Raw genomic sequence first — 17,929 nt, forward strand, 5'->3', positions numbered from 1 at the left:
TTTTACAGCTTCAACCCTGCACGACGCAGGTGGCCAAGTGCTCAGAAAGAGCATCCCAGGCAATAGTTTGTTGTTCGCCCTGGCCACGCAGGGGTTTGACACCTACCACTTTCTGGGCCAATTCGTCATCACCCAGGATCAGCGCATACAGCGCACCGCTCTTGTCGGCCTTTTTGAATTGGCTTTTGAAGCTGCCAGCACCGGCATTGATCTGCAGGCGCAGGTTAGGCAACTGATCACGAACACGTTCGCTCAAGGCCAAAGCGGCCAACTCAGCGGCTTCACCGAAGGCGCACAGGTAAACATCCACCTGACGCGAGATTTCTTCCGGGATTTTCTCAAGGGTTTCAAGCATCAAAATCAGACGCTCGATGCCCATCGCGAAACCAACACCTGAGGTCGGCTTGCCGCCCATTTGCTCAACCAAGCCGTCATAACGACCACCGGCACACACGGTGCCTTGAGCGCCGAGTTTGTCGGTGACCCACTCAAATACGGTTTTGCTGTAGTAATCGAGCCCGCGCACCAGCTTGGGGTTGATGGTGTATGGAATACCGGCAGCATCCAGACGAGCTTTTAGGCCCTCAAAGTGCACACGGGATTCTTCGTCCAGGTAATCCACCAACTTCGGCGCATCAACCAAAACAGCTTGGGTATCGGCATTTTTGGTGTCGAGTACGCGCAAAGGGTTGGACTTGAGGCGCCGCTGGCTGTCTTCATCCAGTTCGCTCAGGCGTGACGTCAGGTATTCAACCAGTGCTGTACGGTAGCGAGCGCGGGCTTCACTGGTGCCAAGGCTGTTGAGTTCCAGTTTGACGGCATCACGAATGCCCAGTTCACCCCATAGGCGCCAGGTCAATACGATCAGCTCAGCATCGATGTCCGGCCCATCAAGGTTGAACACCTCAACACCGATCTGATGAAACTGACGATAACGGCCTTTTTGAGGACGCTCGTGGCGGAACATCGGGCCGATGTACCACAACTTTTGCACTTGACCGCCGCCGGTGATGCCGTGCTCAAGCACTGCACGAACACAGGCAGCCGTGCCTTCAGGGCGCAACGTCAGCGAGTCGCCATTGCGGTCTTCGAAGGTGTACATCTCTTTTTCGACAATATCGGTGACTTCGCCAATCGAGCGTTTGAACAGCTCGGTGAACTCAACGATAGGCATGCGAATTTGCTTGTAACCGTAGTTATCCAGCAAACGCGATACCTTACTTTCGAAAAAACGCCACAGTGGGGTTTGCTCGGGCAGGATGTCGTTCATGCCACGAATGGCTTGCAAAGACTTGCTCACAAAAAATCCTTTATTCGTTTGATTAGCCGCGCGCAATAACAGCAGCGTCAGCTTCGACCTTTTCGGCCGCTTTCTGGCGGATCAACCTTTCTAACTGATCCACCAGATTGTCATTCGTTAGCTTCTGCGACGGCTTACCGTCGATATAAATCAAGTTTGGCGTGCCACCCGTAAGACCAACGTGGGCTTCTTTCGCTTCACCGGGGCCGTTTACTACACAGCCAATTACAGCAACATCCAACGGCACGAGCAGGTCTTCAAGACGCACTTCGAGTTCGTTCATGGTTTTCACCACGTCGAAGTTTTGCCGAGAACAGCTAGGGCACGCAATAAAGTTGATGCCACGCGAGCGCAAGTGCAGGGACTTGAGGATGTCGTAACCGACTTTCACTTCCTCAACCGGGTCTGCCGCCAAGGAGATGCGAATAGTATCGCCAATCCCTTCGGCGAGCAGCATACCTAGGCCCACGGCAGATTTCACTGTGCCCGAGCGTAAACCGCCCGCTTCAGTGATGCCCAAGTGCAGCGGCTGGACGATTTCCTTGGCCAGCAAACGATAAGCTTCGACGGCCATAAACACGTCGGAAGCCTTAACGCTGACCTTGAAGTCTTTGAAGTTCAGCCGCTCAAGGTGCTCAACGTGACGCAAGGCAGACTCAACCAAAGCCGCAGGCGTGGGTTCGCCATACTTTTTTTGCAGGTCTTTTTCCAGGGAGCCGGCATTAACGCCAATGCGAATCGGAATACCACGATCACGTGCTGCATCAACCACCGCGCGCACGCGGTCTTCGCGCCCAATGTTGCCTGGGTTGATGCGCAGACAGTCCACACCTAACTCCGCAACACGCAGAGCGATGCGGTAATCAAAATGGATATCCGCAACTAGTGGCACTTTGACCAGTTGTTTGATTCGGCCAAAGGCTTCAGCGGCGTCCATATCTGGCACGGAAACGCGCACGATATCGACACCCGCAGCTTCGAGCCGATTGATTTGAGCAACTGTCGCGGCAACATCATTGGTGTCGCTGTTAGTCATGCTCTGCACCGCGATAGGGGCATCACCACCTACCGGCACCGAGCCGACCCAAATTTTTCGCGATTCGCGACGCTTGATTGGAGATTCGCCGTGCATGACTTATTGACCTAACTTCAGACGAGCAGTCTCGCCAGTGGTGAAAGGAGCCACATCCACCGGTTGACCGTTATAGGTCACTTGCGCGCCACGGGCAAAGCCCAGACGCAGCGTCAGTGGAGGCTTGCCGCTCACTTCAAGATTTTCGCCCTTGCGCTTCAAGCCACCAAACAGCACTTTGCCCGTGCTGTCTGTCACTTGAGTCCAGCAATCGGCGCTGTATTGCAGGTTAACTTTGCCTGCGCCAGCCACGGGTGCCGTAGTGGCTGCAACAGGTACTGGTGCAACAACTGGCGCTGGCGTTGCCGGCACAGCCGCTGCAGGCGTCGTATTAGGCGGCACAACAACCGGCGCTACAACGGGAGCACTCTCAACAGGCGCTGGTGCGGTGGCCACGGGAGCTGGCAGCGCAAGTGCGGTCGATCCAGTTTGCTCAGCAGCCGTATCGGTAACAGCCGGGGCTTCGCTTTGAATTTGAGCGTCAGCCACCGCCAAATCTTCAGGCTCGTCTAGCGGGTGAATCTGAGTTGTGCCGTCAGCCCCTTCAACCTCAACGTGCTCTGGTGTAAGACCAATCAGGTCTTTTGCCCGCATGGAGGTTTGATCCTGCCACCAGATAAAGCCACCGCCCACCACTGCAACCAACAGCAACAAGCTGACAATACGCAAAATGGTATGCGAAACCCGAACGGGCTCTTCGATGCGGCCAAGGCTGTGGACGCTGCTACCGCTGGAGTCAGTGCCGGTGTAAAGGTCGAATTCATGCACCAAGCTGGCCTGATCCATGTCGAGCAATTTGGCATAGGCTCGGATATAGCCACGGGCAAAGGTGTGGCCTGGGAGTTTGTCGAACGCCCCCGTCTCAAGGTTACTCAATGAGCTGGCCGTGAGGTTGAGCTTCAAGGCAACGTCAGCCAATGACCATCCGTTGCTCTCTCGGGCTTGACGCAACGTCTCGCCTGGATTGACACGAGTCGCTGCTAGAACTTCGGGTTGCGCCGCTTTCATCATTGCTCCGACAGGTATTGCTGATATTCCGGCGTGCCGGGATAGAGTCGTTTTAATTGCTGGCCATAATTGGCAGTTTTAGCGCGATCATCGAAAACATTCGCCAGTCGCACACCGAGCAATAGACTACGTGCATTTTGCCCACTAAGCAGGCTAAAACGATCGTAAAAATCTCGTGCGGGCACATATTGACTGTCTTCATAAGACAACTCAGCCATTTCGAGCAACGCTCGCGGCTGTCTGGCGTTCAAACGCAGTGCCTTCTCCAATTGCTGAAGACCGGTTTCACGCTGCCCCAGCTTGAGCGAGGTGACACCCAGGTTTTCATACACGCGCGAACGTTCAGGGTAAAGGCTGTCTGCAGAGGCTTTTAGAAACTGAGTGTAGGCTTCTTGATAGCGCTGCTGCTCGTATAGAAAGCTGCCGTAATTATTGAGGATGCGCGCATCAGCCGGCTGTTTGCTCAATGCCGTCTGAAAAGCCTTCTCGGCCAGTTCAAACTCCATTTCAGACTGATAAACCAATGCCAATGCCGCATTGGTTTGTGGGTCTGTTTTATCGAGTTCAAGCGCTTTGCTTAAAGGGATTTTGGCCTGTTCGGTCATCCCCTGCTGAAGATAACCAAGCCCTAACTGAACATAGGCCTTACGCGCTTCTATACGGCCTTTGTCGGTCATCATTGGACTTGAATCACCCGATGAGACGCAGCCAGCCAACAAGCCGACCAATACGACAGAGAACGCAGCGCGCAAGATCATAGAGTTCCTTTCTTAGAACTGATTCGAAGCGTTTTGCGCCAGATCAGTCTCTGCATTGAGTTCACGCGCGGCAATAAGACGCTCGCTGCGTCGAGTCCGGTCATTAACCTGACCCACCAACTGCCCACAGGCCGCGTCGATGTCTTCACCACGGGTGGTGCGTACCGTCACGTTGTAACCCGCTTGATGCAGCAGATCTTGAAAACGACGGATTGCATTATTGCTTGGACGCTCATAGCCAGAGTGCGGGAACGGGTTGAACGGGATCAAGTTGATTTTGCAAGGGGTGTCCTTGAGCAACTCGATCATTTCAATTGCGTGTTCAACCTGATCATTGATGTCTTTGAGCAGGGTGTATTCAACCGTCAGCACACGCTTTTCGCCCAAAGTCGCCATGTAGCGACGGCAGGACTCAAGCAGCATTTTGAGCGGGTACTTTTTGTTGATTGGCACCAATTGACTGCGTAGCGCGTCATTGGGTGCGTGCAGTGACAATGCCAAGGAGACGTCAATGTGCTTGGCCAGCTCATCAATCATCGGCACCACACCCGAAGTAGACAGGGTGACACGGCGCTTGGAGATGCCGTAACCCAAGTCATCCATCATCAGGTGCATGGCAGCGATGACATTGTCGAAGTTCAGCAGCGGCTCACCCATGCCCATCATCACCACGTTGGTGATGGCACGGTCGGCGGTCGCCGGGACGCTGCCAAAGGATTTGTTGGCAATCCACACCTGCCCGATCACTTCGGCTGCGGTGAGGTTGCTATTGAAACCTTGCTTGCCAGTGGAGCAGAAACTGCAATCCAGGGCACAGCCAGCCTGGGACGAAACGCACAACGTGCCACGTTTGCCCTGGGGAATGTATACGGTCTCGACGCAGCTGCCGGACGCCACACGGACAACCCATTTACGGGTGCCATCGGTGGAAATGTCCTCGCTGACGACTTCAGGCCCACGAACCTCAGCAATGGCCTTGAGCTTGTCGCGCAAGGCCTTGCTGACGTTAGTCATGGCGTCGAAATCATCGACGCCAAAGTGGTGAATCCACTTCATGACCTGACCGGCACGGAAACGCTTCTCCCCGATTGAGTCGAAGAATTTCTCCATTTCCGGCTGAGTCAGACCCAACAGGTTAGTTTTGCCAGTCGTTGCAATCATGTCTTCACCCTCACTCACAAGCCAATGCTTAGCGAGTGGTTACTTCAGTAGCTGCGAAAAAGTAGGAGATTTCGCGAGCAGCAGCTGCTTCGGAGTCAGAGCCGTGAACAGCGTTAGCGTCGATGGACTCAGCGAAATCAGCACGGATAGTGCCAGGAGCTGCTTCTTTAGGGTTGGTAGCGCCCATCAGCTCACGGTTCAGAGCGATAGCGTTTTCGCCTTCCAGAACCTGAACAACAACAGGGCCGGAGATCATGAAAGCAACCAGGTCGCCGAAGAAGCCGCGCTCGCTGTGCTCAGCGTAGAAGCCTTCAGCTTCAGCTTTGGACAGTTGCTTCAATTTGGAAGCTACAACCTTCAGGCCGGCTTTTTCAAAACGAGTGGTGATCTCGCCGATAACGTTTTTTGCAACAGCGTCAGGCTTGATGATGGAGAAAGTGCGTTGAACAGCCATGGTGTAACTCCAGAAACAGTGATTTGAGCGAACAATTAAACCCGCGAATTATACGCGGGTTCTTGGGTATTGCATAATTGCGTGCGTTGCAGGTTTAGTCTGCTTCTTCGATCCACAACCCCTGAATGGCTTCGAGAACCTTCTCGCCACCACGGTCAGGGACGTCATCGAACTCAGGCAGCTCCATAACCAGATTGCGCAGCTTAACGAAATTCACCGAAAGCGGATCGATATCCGGGTGAGTTTCAGCCAGCTGAATAGCGATTTCTTGTACATCAACCCATTTCAGACTCATGACGCTTCCTTGAATCAGTGCGGCGCTTCGGCAGCATGGTTGAGTGAGTATTTTGGAATCTCGACGGTCAGGTCTTCTGTGCCGACCTTGGCCTGACAGCTCAGTCGCGACTGAGCTTCCAGCCCCCAGGCGCGATCAAGGTAGTCTTCTTCCAGCTCATCTGCTTCTTCCAGCGAATCAAACCCTTCGCGGATGATGCAGTGGCAAGTCGTACAGGCGCAGACGCCGCCGCAGGCGCTTTCGATTTCGATGTGGTTTTCGTGTGCGACTTCGAGAATGGACTTGCCGGTCTCAGCCTCTACAACCATACCGTCCGGGCAATGCTCGGCGTGTGGCAGAAAAATGATCTGCGGCATCAGTTATTCCTCGATTTCATTCAGATTGCGCCCTGCCAGTGCGGCCTTGACGGTCAAGTCCATACGGCGGGCAGCAAAGGCATCGGTCACTTGCGACAAGCGCTTGGTCTGTTGCTCGATGGCATAGCCATCGGTGCCTTTCATCAATTCGGACAGCTCCTGCATTTGCAGTTCAATCACCATGCGCTCTTCGGCATCGAGCAAACGATCGCCATCAACATCTAAGGCGGCTTGCACAGCTTCAATCAGGCGCTGGGCATCGACTTGCTGCTCGCGTAATACACGAGCGACTTTGTCGTCACTGGCGTACTGGAACGAATCTTTGAGCATTTTGGCAATCTCGCCATCCGTCAGGCCGTAGGACGGCTTGACCTGAATGCTCGCCTCAACACCGGACCCTAATTCACGGGCAGACACGCTCAGCAGACCATCAGCATCCACCTGGAAGGTCACGCGGATTTTAGCGGCACCGGCAACCATCGCAGGAATACCGCGCAATTCAAAGCGCGCCAGGGAGCGGCAATCACTGATCAGTTCGCGTTCACCTTGCAGCACATGAATCATCATGGCCGTCTGGCCATCTTTGTACGTAGTGAAATCCTGGGCGCGCGCCACTGGAATGGTGGTGTTGCGCGCAATGACTTTTTCCATCAAGCCGCCCATGGTCTCAAGACCCAACGACAGCGGAATAACATCAAGCAGCAACAGTTCGCCACCTTCACGCTTGTTGCCAGCCAATGTATCAGCCTGAATCGCAGCACCAATGGCTACCACTTGATCCGGGTCGATATCAGTCAACGGCTGACGCCCAAACATTTCAGCAACCGCTTCACGAACACGCGGCACACGGGTCGAACCACCCACCATTACTACGGCTTGCACTTCATCCAACTCAACATTGGAATCACGCACTGCACGACGACAAACTTTAAGGCTGCGCGCAACCATTGGCTCAATCAGCGCATCAAAGGCTTCGCGGGTCAGCTCTGACTGCCAGCCACCAAAGGTGACCCGCACAGAGGACGCATCGGTCAGCGCTTCTTTGGCTGCACAAGCGGTTTGCAACAACTGACGCTGAGTGCCCGGATCGAGATCCGCAGACATACCAGCCTGCTCGACTATCCAGTTGGCAATAGCATGATCGAAGTCATCACCACCCAGCGCGCTGTCCCCCCCCGTCGCCAGCACTTCAAACACACCACCTGTCAAACGCAAGATGGAAATGTCGAACGTGCCGCCACCAAGGTCATAGATAGCCACAACGCCTTCAGCATGCTGATCCAGACCATAAGCCACAGCGGCCGCGGTAGGCTCATTGAGCAAACGCAGCACATTTAGGCCGGCCAGTTTGGCAGCGTCTTTAGTCGCTTGGCGTTGAGCGTCATCAAAGTAAGCCGGCACAGTAATCACCGCCCCTACTAACTCACCCCCCAAGGTTTTCTCGGCACGCTCACGCAACACTTTCAAAATGTCAGCAGACACTTCAACAGGGCTTTTAGGGCCTTGCACAGTGTCAATGAACGGCATGTGAGACTCACCCCCCACAAAGCGGTAAGGCAGTTGCTCGCCCAATTGCTTGACGTCGGACAGACCACGCCCCATCAAACGCTTGACCGACAAGATCGTGTTAAACGGGTCGCCGGAGGCCGCCAGACGTGCTGACTCACCCACTTCAACGCGATCAGCGTGATAGCGCACAGCAGACGGCAAAATGACATTGCCAGTCGCGTCTGCCAAAGGCTCGGAAAGACCGCTGCGCAATGCAGCGACCAGCGAATTGGTGGTGCCCAAGTCGATCCCCACAGCCAGACGACGCTGGTGCGGTTGAGGACTTTGGCCGGGTTCGGCGATCTGCAGTAGGGCCATCGTTATCAGGACTTATCTGTAATCAGGCGTGCAATCAGGAAAGCACGGAGTTAATCGTCGAGGCGCTCTTCTAGCTGGCGCACTTCGTAAGTGAGCTTGTCGAGGAACTGCATGCGGCGCATCAGACGTTCGGCCTGTTCGCGCTGCGCATCATCGTTCCAACAAGCAGCGAAGCTGTCGTTCAATTGATCCTGAGCGACTTTCAGTCGGCGCTTGAATGCTGCAATACCGGCCATGTCGGCGCTGTCTTGCAGATCTTCAAGTTCTTCGCGCCACTGCATCTGCTGCATCAGAAACTCAGGATCATGCACCGTGACTTCCAGCGGCATCTCACGCCCATTCATCGCAAGCAAGTAACGCGCACGCTTGGGCGGGCTTTTGAGTGTCTGGTAGGCCTCATTGAGGCTGGCGGACTGCTCCAGCGCTAGACGCTGCTCACGCTCGGAAGCATCAGCAAAGCGATCTGGGTGAACACCGCGCGCCAACTCTCGGTAGCGCACAGCTAACTGATCGAGATCCAGATTGAAACTCGGTTGCAGCTCAAACAAAGCAAAATGACAAGGAGTACCCACGACTAGCCTCAGATGTTGAAGCTCTCGCCGCAGCCACATTCGCCGCGCACGTTAGGGTTATTGAACTTGAAGCCTTCGTTCAAACCTTCTTTGACGAAATCCAGCTCGGTGCCGTCAAGGTAGGTCAGGCTCTTAGGATCAATGATCACTTTCTCGCCGTAGGTTTCGAAAACTTGATCGTCTTCACCGACCTCGTCGACAAACTCCAGCACATAGGCAAGACCGGAACAGCCCGTAGTGCGAACACCCAGACGAATCCCCTCACCTTTGCCGCGCCCATCAAGGGAGCGGCGAATATGCTTGGCAGCCGCTTCTGTCATGCTGATAGCCATCGTGACTCCTTACCTATTGCCAGTTTCTTCACCACATATGCGCCATATAGGGGCGCATTGGATCAGATCAAACCTTTCTTCTGCTTGTAATCGCGAACAGCCGCCTTGATGGCGTCTTCAGCGAGTACCGAGCAGTGAATTTTCACTGGCGGCAAAGCCAGTTCTTCAGCCAACTGAGTATTTTTGATGGTCTCTGCTTCGTCCAGAGTTTTGCCTTTCATCCACTCGGTAGCCAGAGAGCTGGAAGCGATTGCCGAACCGCAACCATAGGTTTTGAACTTGGCATCTTCAATGATGCCCTGCTCGTTAACCTTGATTTGCAGACGCATTACATCGCCGCACGCTGGAGCGCCAACCATGCCGGTGCCGACATCTGGATCTTCCGCGTCCATCTTGCCGACGTTGCGCGGGTTTTCGTAGTGGTCAATGACCTTTTCGCTGTAAGCCATGGTACTAATCCTCACTCATCAGAGAGTCGCTCTTGAACCGCTGTGAAAGCTGCTATTGGCTGCGTTCTACAGCGGCTATCTACGGCGACTTAAAATATCAGTGCGCCGCCCACTCGATTTTCGAGATGTCGACACCGTCTTTGTACATGTCCCACAGCGGCGAAAGAGCACGCAGCTTGGTGACGGCCTCGCAAACCTTCTGCGCGGCGTAATCAATTTCTTCTTCAGTGGTAAAACGACCGAAGGTGAAGCGAATCGAGCTGTGTGCCAGCTCGTCATTACGACCCAAGGCGCGCAATACGTAGGACGGCTCAAGGGAAGCAGAGGTGCAAGCCGAGCCGGACGACACAGCCAAATCCTTGAGCGCCATGATCAGCGACTCGCCTTCAACGTAGTTGAAGCTCAGGTTCAGGTTGTGCGGCACACGTGCGGTCATGCTGCCGTTGACGTACAGCTCTTCTAAATGCTCAACCTGCTTGAAGAAACGGTCGCTCAACGCTTTGATACGTACATTTTCAGCGGCCATTTCTTCTTTGGCGATCTGGAATGCTTCGCCCATGCCCACGATCTGGTGAGTAGCGAGGGTGCCCGAACGCATGCCACGCTCATGACCGCCGCCGTGCATGGTTGCTTCGATACGCACACGTGGCTTACGGCTTACGTACAGAGCACCAATGCCTTTAGGGCCGTAGGTTTTGTGAGCCGAGAAGGACATCAGGTCAACTTTCAGCTTGGCCAGGTCAATTTCAACCTTGCCAGTGGACTGAGCGGCGTCAACATGGAACAACACGCCGCGCGAGCGGGTCAGCTCGCCAATGGCTGCGATGTCGTTGATGGTGCCGATTTCGTTGTTCACGTGCATGATCGAAACCAGAATGGTGTCGTCACGCATAGCTGCTTCAACCATAGCTGGCGTGACTAGACCGTCTTCACCTGGCTCGATGTAGGTGACCTCAAAGCCTTCACGCTCAAGCTGACGCATGGTGTCGAGCACGGCCTTGTGCTCAATCTTGTCAGTGATCAGGTGCTTACCCTTGGTCGCATAGAAATGCGCAGCACCTTTGATGGCCAAGTTGTTAGCTTCGGTCGCACCGGAAGTCCAAACAATTTCACGCGGATCAGCGTTGACCAGGTCGGCAACCTGACGACGACCGTTCTCAACCGCCTCTTCGGCTTTCCAGCCAAATACGTGGGAGCGCGAAGCCGGGTTACCGAAGTTCCCGTCAACCAGCAAGCAGTCGCTCATTTTTTGAGCAACACGCGGATCAACCGGGGTGGTGGCTGAGTAATCAAGGTAAATCGGCAATTTCATGGACTATCTCCTAAATCAGGCTGGCTGGCGCACCGTCGTATTTATGCAATCACTCGACGGCGGACGCTTCGATCTTATCCAGGTGCGGCGCCTTGCCATTACAGCGGCGCTGATCCTGACGCTGGGCTACCTCTTGTACCTCACGGCGAGTGACAAGATCAGCCAAGCTGATACCGCTGAGAAAATCGTGGATCTGCAGGCTGAGGTCACACCACAAATGGTGGGTCAGACATGTATCACCTGCATGACAATCGCCAAGGCCTTGGCAACGGGTCGCATCGACAGACTCGTTTACTGCATCAATGACCTGAGCGACTTGAATACCTTGCATATCACGTGACAGCTGATAGCCGCCACCCGGGCCACGCACACTGGAAACCAGGCTGCTGCGGCGCAATTTGGCAAACAATTGCTCAAGATAGGAAAGAGAAATGCCTTGGCGCTCGGAAATATCGGCCAGGGACACCGGCCCGTGCTGTGCGTGCAACGCCAAATCGAGCATTGCAGTTACGGCGTAACGGCCTTTTGTAGTCAGTCTCATGGACAGGTACCACGGAATTCGGAATGGAGGCGAGTATGCTATTCCCGAGTATTTAAGTCAACTATTAGACCTAGTACTTTAGTCGGGATTACCCGCAAAAGAGCGCGCGCATTGTAGCAGGGTCTGCGGCGTAATGGCACACGGGCAATCCTCAAATGCTACTCCTGTAGTCGCTACCACCGACTGCGATAAAGGCCGAAGACCGAAGCGCCATAAAGCTCGCAGCCTACGGCAGCGACCACACCGAACATCAAAGCGCCTTGCTTTCGTCCTCGTCCTTAACACTGGCAAAGTCTTCTTCGCGCAGTTGCGGCAAGTCTTGGGCGCAGTAGGTGCTGCCCAGCTCCTTGAGCGCGCCACACATACCATCAAGCTTGCCATCGACGGCCTGCAGGTGATCAAGCAACTGAGCAATCGCGCGCGCTACCGGGTCCGGCATATCCTCGCCAACGCCATAGGCATCAAACCCGATTTTCTCGGCCATCGCCTTGCGCTTGGCTTCAACCTCATCGTCAGCTTTGACGATAATCCGACCCGGAATACCTACCACGGTCGCACCAGCAGGCACTGGCTTGGTGACAACTGCATTGGACCCCACCTTCGCACCCGCACCTACAGTGAACGGCCCAAGCACTTTGGCGCCCGCCCCCACCACAACACCATCTTCCAGCGTCGGGTGGCGCTTACCCTTATTCCAACTGGTACCACCCAGCGTCACACCCTGATAGAGCGTCACGTCGTCACCGATCTGCGCCGTCTCACCGATCACGATACCCATACCATGATCGATAAAAAAGCGACGACCCACTTTGGCACCCGGGTGAATCTCGATGCCAGTCAACCAGCGTCCGAAGTTAGACACCAGTCGCGCCAGCCATTTCCACCCGCCACGCCACAGCAATGCTGACAGGCGATGAATCCAGATAGCGTGCATCCCCGGATAACAGGTCAGCACCTCAAAAGCGTTGCGCGCCGCAGGATCACGATGAAACACACTCTGGATATCTTCACGCAGACGCTCAAACATCATTAATCCTTGCGCTTGAGCAGCTCGCCACGGGCTGCTTTTTGGGTTTCAGTAAGAATGCCACGCAAAATATTCATTTCTGCACGACTGACCGCGCTACGCCCATAAAGCCTGCGCAAGCGTGCCATCAAATGCCGCGGCTTTTCTGGATCAAGGAACTCAATCGCTACCAGCGTCTGCTCCAGATGCTCATAGAATCGCTCCAACTCATCCATCGTGGCCAACTCACCACTTTTGATGGACGCCACTTCGTCCTTTTCAATCTTGCTCGGCTGCCCCTGAGCTGCAAGCCAAGCCATGCGGATCTCGTAGCTGAGCACTTGAACCGCCGCACCTAGATTGAGCGAGCTGAATTGCGGGTCAGACGGGATATGCACATGAAAGTGACAACGCTGCAATTCATCATTCGTCAGGCCGGAGTCTTCACGACCAAACACCAGCGCAATTTCAGCGCCTTGCGATGCTTCTTCGACGACCTTTTGCCCGCACTCACGCGGATCTAGCAACGGCCAAGGGATGCGCCGATCACGCGCACTGGTGCCAAGCACTAAATTACAACCCACCAAAGCATCTTCCAGCGTGGCAACGACCTGAGCATTTTCAAGAATATCCCCTGCACCTGACGCACGAGCATCAGCCTCGTGATGCGGGAACAGTCGGGGCTCGACCAGCACCAGCCGCGACAATCCCATGTTTTTCATGGCACGTGCAGCACCACCGATGTTCCCGGGATGACTGGTGTTGACCAGAACGACACGAATATTAGGCAACAAAGGAAGCGCTCACAGACTGGAAAAAGGGAGCAAATCTTACCTAAGCCATTCGGCTTAAGCTACGAAAGCTAACGCAAACGTTCACCTGCCAAACTTTTCTGCTAGAATGTTCGGCTTTCTTTAACGACCTAGGTGAAACGTCCATGCAGCCCATGCTGAATATCGCGCTGCGCGCCGCCCGCAGCGCCAGTGAATTGATTTTCCGCTCCATCGAGCGCCTGGATACCATCAAGGTCGACGAAAAAGACGCCAAGGATTACGTCTCTGAAGTCGATCGTGCTGCTGAACAGAAAATCATCGACGCCTTGCGCAAGGCTTACCCGACACACGGCATTCTCGGTGAAGAAACCGGCATGCACCCAGGCAGCGGTGAAGGTGAAGACTACCTGTGGATCATCGACCCACTGGATGGCACCACTAACTTCCTGCGCGGCGTTCCACACTTCGCCGTCAGCATCGCCTGCAAATACCGCGGCCGCCTTGAGCACGCTGTGGTACTTGATCCAGTTCGCCAAGAAGAGTTCACCGCCAGCCGTGGCCGTGGCGCTCAATTGAATGGTCGCCGTCTGCGTGTCAGCGGTCGCACCAGCCTTGAGGGCGCACTACTGGGCACGGGCTTCCCGTTCCGCGACAACCAAATGGACAACCTCGACAACTACCTGGGCATGTTCCGCAGCCTGGTTGGCCAAACTGCAGGCATCCGCCGCGCAGGTGCCGCCAGCCTGGATCTGGCCTACGTTGCCGCCGGCCGTTTCGATGCATTCTGGGAGTCGGGCCTGTCCGAGTGGGACATGGCTGCAGGCGCACTGCTGATCCAAGAAGCGGGCGGCCTCGTCAGCGACTTCACCGGCAGTCACGATTTCCTTGAAAAAGGCCACATCGTTGCTGGCAACACCAAGTGCTTCAAAGCCGTACTGACCGCAATCCAGCCACACCTGCCGACTTCGCTGAAACGCTAAGCGATACCCGCAGACGAAAAAAGCATCCCTAGGGATGCTTTTTTTATGACCAACATTTGGGCCAAAACGCTTTTTTAAAAAGCGGGAAAGGCTGCGACTTTTAAAAACTCAAAAAACCGCAACCCGCACCCACTCTCTCTAAATCAATTCAAAATCAACTTACCCTGTTTATCGACCGCAATCTCATTGCCCGGCTCGCGATCCATCCGCACCTTACCTTCCTTGCCATCGAGCACGTAGCGCACGTCATAGCCGACTACTTTGTCGCTGATGTCATTAACCGTATTACAGCGCGTTTGCGTCGTAGTGTAGGTATCACGGTTTTGCATACCTTCTTGAACCTTGTTACCGGCATAACCACCACCCACCGCACCGGCGACTGTGGCAATTTTTTTGCCGTTACCACCGCCCACCTGATTGCCCAGCAAACCGCCAGCAACCGCACCAATCACACTGCCCACAATTTGATGCTGATCTTTTACGGGGGCACGCTGGGTGACAGTGACGTCCTTACAGACCTCGCGCGGCGTTTTGATCTGTTGCTTGACCGGCACAACCGCCAGTACCTGTGCAGCCTCAGGCGCTTTGACCAAGCTGTAGGTGGCAAAAGCACCCCCGGCAGTTACACCGACAGCACCCAATACAGCGCCTACCAGCAAAGACTTATTCACTTGAACCTCCAGACCATCACAAGTGGGAACAGTCCCACGCTACTCCCAGCCTTGGAGCACAAAAAAAGGCGCGAGTTCAATACTCGCGCCTTTTAGGCAACACCCGAGGGACAACTAACCGTTATGGACGGTCGTCGATCTCTTTCTCGCTTGCAGCAGGCGGGATCAGGTCTTCACTGTTCAGGTTCAGCCAGATCAACACCACGTTAGCGATGTAGATGGACGAGTAAGTACCCGCCAATACACCGATAAACAGGGCAATCGAGAAGCCCCACAGGTTATCGCCACCAAAGACCAGCAGCGCAACAATCGCCAACAAGGTAGAGATAGACGTCGCCATGGTCCGCAACAGGGTTTGCGTGGTCGAGATATTGATGTTCTCGATCAAGCTGGCCTTGCGTAGCACCCGGAAGTTTTCCCGGACCCGGTCAAATACCACGATGGTGTCGTTAAGCGAGTAACCGATAATCGCCAATACCGCCGCCAACACCGTCAGGTCGAAGGTGATCTGAAACCACGAGAGCACGCCCATAGTCACGATCACGTCATGGACCAGCGAAGCGATCGCACCCACCGCGAACTTCCACTGAAAGCGGAAGGCCAGATAGATCATGATGCCGCCCAGCGCCATCAGCATGCCGAGGCCGCCCTGATCGCGCAGCTCTTCACCCACTTGCGGACCAACGAACTCAACGCGCTTGATCACTGCAGGGTTTACGGTGTCTGCTTGCCCCAGGGCAGCAGCCACTTTATTACCCAGCAACGGGTCATCACCCGGCATACGCACGAGCAGGTCGGTGGTAGCACCAAAGCTCTGTACGACCGCATCATGAAAACCCGCCGACGCCAGCTCATTACGAACCTTGGTCAGATCAGCCGGCTTTTCATAAGTCAGCTCGATAAGCGTGCCGCCCGTGAAGTCCAGGCCGTAGTTCATGCCCTTGTGGAACATGCTGAACAAGGCCAGCACGGTAAGCAGTACAGTGACGCCGAACGCAACGTTGCGAACGCCCATGAAGTTGATTGTACGTAACATGGCAGCCCCTTAAATCCACAACTTCTTGAAGTCCCGACCGCCATAGATCAGGTTGACCATTGCGCGGGTCACCATAATGGCCGTGAACATCGAGGTAAAGATCCCCAGAGACATGGTGACCGCAAAGCCTTTAACCGGCCCGGTCCCCATAGCGAAGAGAATCCCGCCGACCAACAGTGTTGTCAGGTTGGAGTCGACAATTGCCGTAAACGCACGACTGAAACCTTCATTGATTGCCCGCTGCACCGTCATGCCTGCAGCAAGCTCTTCGCGAATCCGCGAGAAGATCAGAACGTTGGCATCGACTGCCATACCCATCGTCAAAACGATACCGGCAATACCCGGCAAGGTCAGCGTAGCGCCCAGCAACGACATCAGCGCCAGCAGCAGCACCATGTTGACCGCCAGTGCAACGGTGGCGATCACGCCGAAGAAGCGATAAATGGCAATGATGAACAGCGACACAAACAGCATGCCCCACAGCGAAGCATCAATACCCTTGGTGATGTTGTCAGCACCCAGGCTTGGGCCAATGGTGCGCTCTTCAGCGAAGTACATCGGTGCAGCCAAGCCACCCGCACGCAACAGCAATGCAAGCTCAGAAGCCTCACCCTGACCATTCAGACCCGTGATACGGAACTGGCTGCCCAGTGGCGACTGAATGGTCGCCAGACTGATGATTTTTTTCTCTTCTTTGAACGCCTGAAACGGTACTTCCTTCTCGACGCCATCAACCACTTGCTTGGTGTAAGTCGTCACCGGCTTCTGCTCGATGAAGATTACCGCCATGCTGCGACCAACGTTGCTGCGAGTCGAACGGCTCATCAGTTCGCCGCCATGACCATCAAGCTTGATGTTCACCTGCGGACGACCATGCTCGTCAAAACCTGCCTGAGCGTCAGTGACCTGATCACCCGTAATAATCAGGCCACGCTCAATTTGAGCAGTAGGACGATTACCTTCACGGAACTCGAATGTTTCGGAAGTAGCCTTGGACGCTCCCGGCTCTGCCGCCAGTCGGAACTCAAGGTTGGCCGTCTTACCCAAAATACGCTTGGCTTCGGCAGTGTCTTGTACGCCCGGCAGCTCAACCACGATGCGGTTGGCACCCTGACGCTGAACCAAAGGCTCAGCAACACCCAACTCGTTAACCCGGTTACGGACGGTTGTCAGGTTTTGCTTGATGGAATATTCACGGATTTCCGCCAGCTTGGCCGGGGTCATCGCCAGACGCAGAACCGGCTGACCATTAAGGTCGGCTGCCGTCACGTCAAAATCATTGAAGTTTTTACGGATCAGGCTACGCGCTTGCTCGCGGACAGCTTCATCAGTGAAACCCAACTGGATGGCACCGTTAAGCTGGGGCAGGCTGCGATAACGCACTTTTTCTTTGCGCAGCAGACTTTTGACATCACCTTCATACACCTTCATACGGGCATCGACGGCTTTGTCCATGTCCACTTCCAGCAAGAAGTGCACACCACCGGACAAGTCCAGACCCAACTTCATCGGGTGAGCACCCAGACTGCGCAACCATTGCGGCGTGGTCTGAGCCAGGTTGAGCGCTACGACATAGTCGTCACCCAGCGCCTTGCGCACAACATCCTTGGCTGGCAGTTGATCGTCCTTGTTGACCAGACGCAGCAAACCACCTTTGCCATTGGCAGCGACAGAAGCACCTTTAACAGCGATGCCCGCATCAGTCAGCGCCTTGCTTGCACGATCCAGATCAGCCTGAGTGACCTGTAGAGCCGTGCTCGCACCCGACACCTGAATAGCAGGGTCGTCAGGGTAGAGATTGGGAGCGGAATAAATAAAACCGATCGCCAGCACAGCCAGGATCAGTACGTATTTCCACAGAGGGTATTTGTTCAGCATCAATCACGCCGCCCGCTTAGAACGCGGGGCGCCTTGCGCGCCCCGTCGA

At 54.9% G+C, this 17,929-nt stretch carries 20 protein-coding genes; 1 reads left to right on the forward strand and 19 read right to left on the reverse strand.

The annotated features are described in order from the left end of the window. Nucleotides 1-10: 10 nt before the first annotated feature. From hisS to trmJ, 16 genes are all read right to left on the reverse strand, one after another. Complete coding sequence (gene hisS / locus ACZRJQ_RS07020; protein ID WP_463977645.1) at nucleotides 11-1,300, reverse strand: histidine--tRNA ligase; 1,290 nt, start codon at nucleotides 1,298-1,300, stop codon at nucleotides 11-13. Nucleotides 1,301-1,322: 22 nt separating this feature from the next. Beyond that, nucleotides 1,323-2,432 (reverse strand): flavodoxin-dependent (E)-4-hydroxy-3-methylbut-2-enyl-diphosphate synthase, encoded by a 1,110-nt coding sequence (gene ispG, locus ACZRJQ_RS07025; protein WP_463977646.1) that lies wholly within the window; start codon nucleotides 2,430-2,432, stop codon nucleotides 1,323-1,325. Between the two features lie 3 nt (nucleotides 2,433-2,435). After that, entirely contained in the window at nucleotides 2,436-3,440 is a 1,005-nt protein-coding gene (locus ACZRJQ_RS07030) for a RodZ domain-containing protein (protein WP_463977647.1), read from the reverse strand. Beyond that, on the reverse strand, nucleotides 3,440-4,198 hold the full coding sequence (gene pilW, locus ACZRJQ_RS07035; protein ID WP_463977648.1) for a type IV pilus biogenesis/stability protein PilW: 759 nt from the start codon (nucleotides 4,196-4,198) through the stop codon (nucleotides 3,440-3,442). Before pilW ends, ACZRJQ_RS07030 begins: the two co-directional genes overlap by 1 nt. A 12-nt stretch (nucleotides 4,199-4,210) precedes the next feature. Continuing rightward, the gene (rlmN, locus tag ACZRJQ_RS07040; protein WP_463977649.1) at nucleotides 4,211-5,359 is read right to left on the reverse strand and encodes a dual-specificity RNA methyltransferase RlmN; all 1,149 of its coding nucleotides are present in this window, start codon (nucleotides 5,357-5,359) and stop codon (nucleotides 4,211-4,213) included. A gap of 28 nt (nucleotides 5,360-5,387) precedes the next feature. After that, the gene (gene ndk, locus ACZRJQ_RS07045; RefSeq protein WP_463977650.1) at nucleotides 5,388-5,813 is read right to left on the reverse strand and encodes a nucleoside-diphosphate kinase; all 426 of its coding nucleotides are present in this window, start codon (nucleotides 5,811-5,813) and stop codon (nucleotides 5,388-5,390) included. Nucleotides 5,814-5,907: 94 nt separating this feature from the next. Continuing rightward, nucleotides 5,908-6,108, reverse strand: a complete 201-nt coding sequence (gene iscX / locus ACZRJQ_RS07050; protein ID WP_463977651.1) for a Fe-S cluster assembly protein IscX — start codon at nucleotides 6,106-6,108, stop codon at nucleotides 5,908-5,910. A 14-nt stretch (nucleotides 6,109-6,122) separates the two neighbouring features. Continuing rightward, complete coding sequence (fdx, locus tag ACZRJQ_RS07055) at nucleotides 6,123-6,464, reverse strand: ISC system 2Fe-2S type ferredoxin (RefSeq protein ID WP_094993093.1); 342 nt, start codon at nucleotides 6,462-6,464, stop codon at nucleotides 6,123-6,125. A gap of 3 nt (nucleotides 6,465-6,467) precedes the next feature. Beyond that, nucleotides 6,468-8,330: a Fe-S protein assembly chaperone HscA gene (gene hscA, locus ACZRJQ_RS07060; protein WP_463977652.1), complete on the reverse strand. Its 1,863-nt coding sequence runs from the start codon at nucleotides 8,328-8,330 to the stop codon at nucleotides 6,468-6,470. 50 nt (nucleotides 8,331-8,380) lie between these two features. Next, the gene (gene hscB, locus ACZRJQ_RS07065; protein ID WP_463977653.1) at nucleotides 8,381-8,902 is read right to left on the reverse strand and encodes a co-chaperone HscB; all 522 of its coding nucleotides are present in this window, start codon (nucleotides 8,900-8,902) and stop codon (nucleotides 8,381-8,383) included. Nucleotides 8,903-8,910: 8 nt separating this feature from the next. Continuing rightward, nucleotides 8,911-9,234: an iron-sulfur cluster assembly protein IscA gene (gene iscA, locus ACZRJQ_RS07070; protein ID WP_463977654.1), complete on the reverse strand. Its 324-nt coding sequence runs from the start codon at nucleotides 9,232-9,234 to the stop codon at nucleotides 8,911-8,913. A gap of 62 nt (nucleotides 9,235-9,296) precedes the next feature. After that, nucleotides 9,297-9,683 carry a Fe-S cluster assembly scaffold IscU gene (gene iscU / locus ACZRJQ_RS07075; RefSeq protein WP_003443374.1) on the reverse strand — a complete coding sequence of 129 codons (387 nt, stop codon included), beginning with the start codon at nucleotides 9,681-9,683 and terminating at the stop codon, nucleotides 9,297-9,299. Between the two features lie 97 nt (nucleotides 9,684-9,780). After that, nucleotides 9,781-10,995 carry an IscS subfamily cysteine desulfurase gene (locus ACZRJQ_RS07080; protein WP_048362602.1) on the reverse strand — a complete coding sequence of 405 codons (1,215 nt, stop codon included), beginning with the start codon at nucleotides 10,993-10,995 and terminating at the stop codon, nucleotides 9,781-9,783. Between the two features lie 49 nt (nucleotides 10,996-11,044). Then, entirely contained in the window at nucleotides 11,045-11,536 is a 492-nt protein-coding gene (iscR, locus tag ACZRJQ_RS07085) for a Fe-S cluster assembly transcriptional regulator IscR (RefSeq protein WP_003443378.1), read from the reverse strand. A gap of 250 nt (nucleotides 11,537-11,786) precedes the next feature. After that, nucleotides 11,787-12,563 (reverse strand): serine O-acetyltransferase, encoded by a 777-nt coding sequence (cysE, locus tag ACZRJQ_RS07090; protein WP_463977655.1) that lies wholly within the window; start codon nucleotides 12,561-12,563, stop codon nucleotides 11,787-11,789. 2 nt (nucleotides 12,564-12,565) lie between these two features. Further along, the gene (trmJ, locus tag ACZRJQ_RS07095; RefSeq protein WP_463977656.1) at nucleotides 12,566-13,336 is read right to left on the reverse strand and encodes a tRNA (cytosine(32)/uridine(32)-2'-O)-methyltransferase TrmJ; all 771 of its coding nucleotides are present in this window, start codon (nucleotides 13,334-13,336) and stop codon (nucleotides 12,566-12,568) included. Between the two features lie 143 nt (nucleotides 13,337-13,479). Here trmJ and suhB point away from each other — a divergent pair, with 143 nt between their 5' ends. Beyond that, nucleotides 13,480-14,295: a type III secretion system regulator SuhB gene (suhB, locus tag ACZRJQ_RS07100; RefSeq protein WP_016779599.1), complete on the forward strand. Its 816-nt coding sequence runs from the start codon at nucleotides 13,480-13,482 to the stop codon at nucleotides 14,293-14,295. Between the two features lie 143 nt (nucleotides 14,296-14,438). Here the strand turns inward: suhB and ACZRJQ_RS07105 are convergent, their stop codons facing one another. The 3 genes from ACZRJQ_RS07105 to secD form a co-directional block, all read right to left on the reverse strand. Next, on the reverse strand, nucleotides 14,439-14,966 hold the full coding sequence (locus ACZRJQ_RS07105; RefSeq protein WP_463977657.1) for a glycine zipper 2TM domain-containing protein: 528 nt from the start codon (nucleotides 14,964-14,966) through the stop codon (nucleotides 14,439-14,441). Between the two features lie 121 nt (nucleotides 14,967-15,087). Further along, nucleotides 15,088-16,002, reverse strand: coding sequence for a protein translocase subunit SecF (secF, locus tag ACZRJQ_RS07110; protein WP_463977658.1), 915 nt, complete (start codon nucleotides 16,000-16,002; stop codon nucleotides 15,088-15,090). 9 nt (nucleotides 16,003-16,011) lie between these two features. Beyond that, entirely contained in the window at nucleotides 16,012-17,880 is a 1,869-nt protein-coding gene (gene secD, locus ACZRJQ_RS07115) for a protein translocase subunit SecD (protein ID WP_463977659.1), read from the reverse strand. Nucleotides 17,881-17,929 lie beyond the last annotated feature (49 nt).

Source organism: Pseudomonas sp. E315 (assembly GCF_055406205.1).

Coding starts and splice junctions, on each gene's coding strand:
- ispG (WP_463977646.1), bottom strand. CDS start 2,432: ATGCACGGCGAATCTCCAATCAAGCGTCGCGAATCGCGAAAAATTTGG.
- secF (WP_463977658.1), bottom strand. CDS start 16,002: ATGTTACGTACAATCAACTTCATGGGCGTTCGCAACGTTGCGTTCGGC.
- iscX (WP_463977651.1), bottom strand. CDS start 6,108: ATGAGTCTGAAATGGGTTGATGTACAAGAAATCGCTATTCAGCTGGCT.
- iscU (WP_003443374.1), bottom strand. CDS start 9,683: ATGGCTTACAGCGAAAAGGTCATTGACCACTACGAAAACCCGCGCAAC.
- rlmN (WP_463977649.1), bottom strand. CDS start 5,359: ATGATTGCAACGACTGGCAAAACTAACCTGTTGGGTCTGACTCAGCCG.
- hscA (WP_463977652.1), bottom strand. CDS start 8,330: ATGGCCCTACTGCAGATCGCCGAACCCGGCCAAAGTCCTCAACCGCAC.
- cysE (WP_463977655.1), bottom strand. CDS start 12,563: ATGTTTGAGCGTCTGCGTGAAGATATCCAGAGTGTGTTTCATCGTGAT.
- suhB (WP_016779599.1), top strand. CDS start 13,480: ATGCAGCCCATGCTGAATATCGCGCTGCGCGCCGCCCGCAGCGCCAGT.
- secD (WP_463977659.1), bottom strand. CDS start 17,880: ATGCTGAACAAATACCCTCTGTGGAAATACGTACTGATCCTGGCTGTG.
- iscA (WP_463977654.1), bottom strand. CDS start 9,234: ATGGCTATCAGCATGACAGAAGCGGCTGCCAAGCATATTCGCCGCTCC.
- iscR (WP_003443378.1), bottom strand. CDS start 11,536: ATGAGACTGACTACAAAAGGCCGTTACGCCGTAACTGCAATGCTCGAT.
- ndk (WP_463977650.1), bottom strand. CDS start 5,813: ATGGCTGTTCAACGCACTTTCTCCATCATCAAGCCTGACGCTGTTGCA.
- fdx (WP_094993093.1), bottom strand. CDS start 6,464: ATGCCGCAGATCATTTTTCTGCCACACGCCGAGCATTGCCCGGACGGT.
- ACZRJQ_RS07080 (WP_048362602.1), bottom strand. CDS start 10,995: ATGAAATTGCCGATTTACCTTGATTACTCAGCCACCACCCCGGTTGAT.
- ACZRJQ_RS07030 (WP_463977647.1), bottom strand. CDS start 3,440: ATGAAAGCGGCGCAACCCGAAGTTCTAGCAGCGACTCGTGTCAATCCA.
- pilW (WP_463977648.1), bottom strand. CDS start 4,198: ATGATCTTGCGCGCTGCGTTCTCTGTCGTATTGGTCGGCTTGTTGGCT.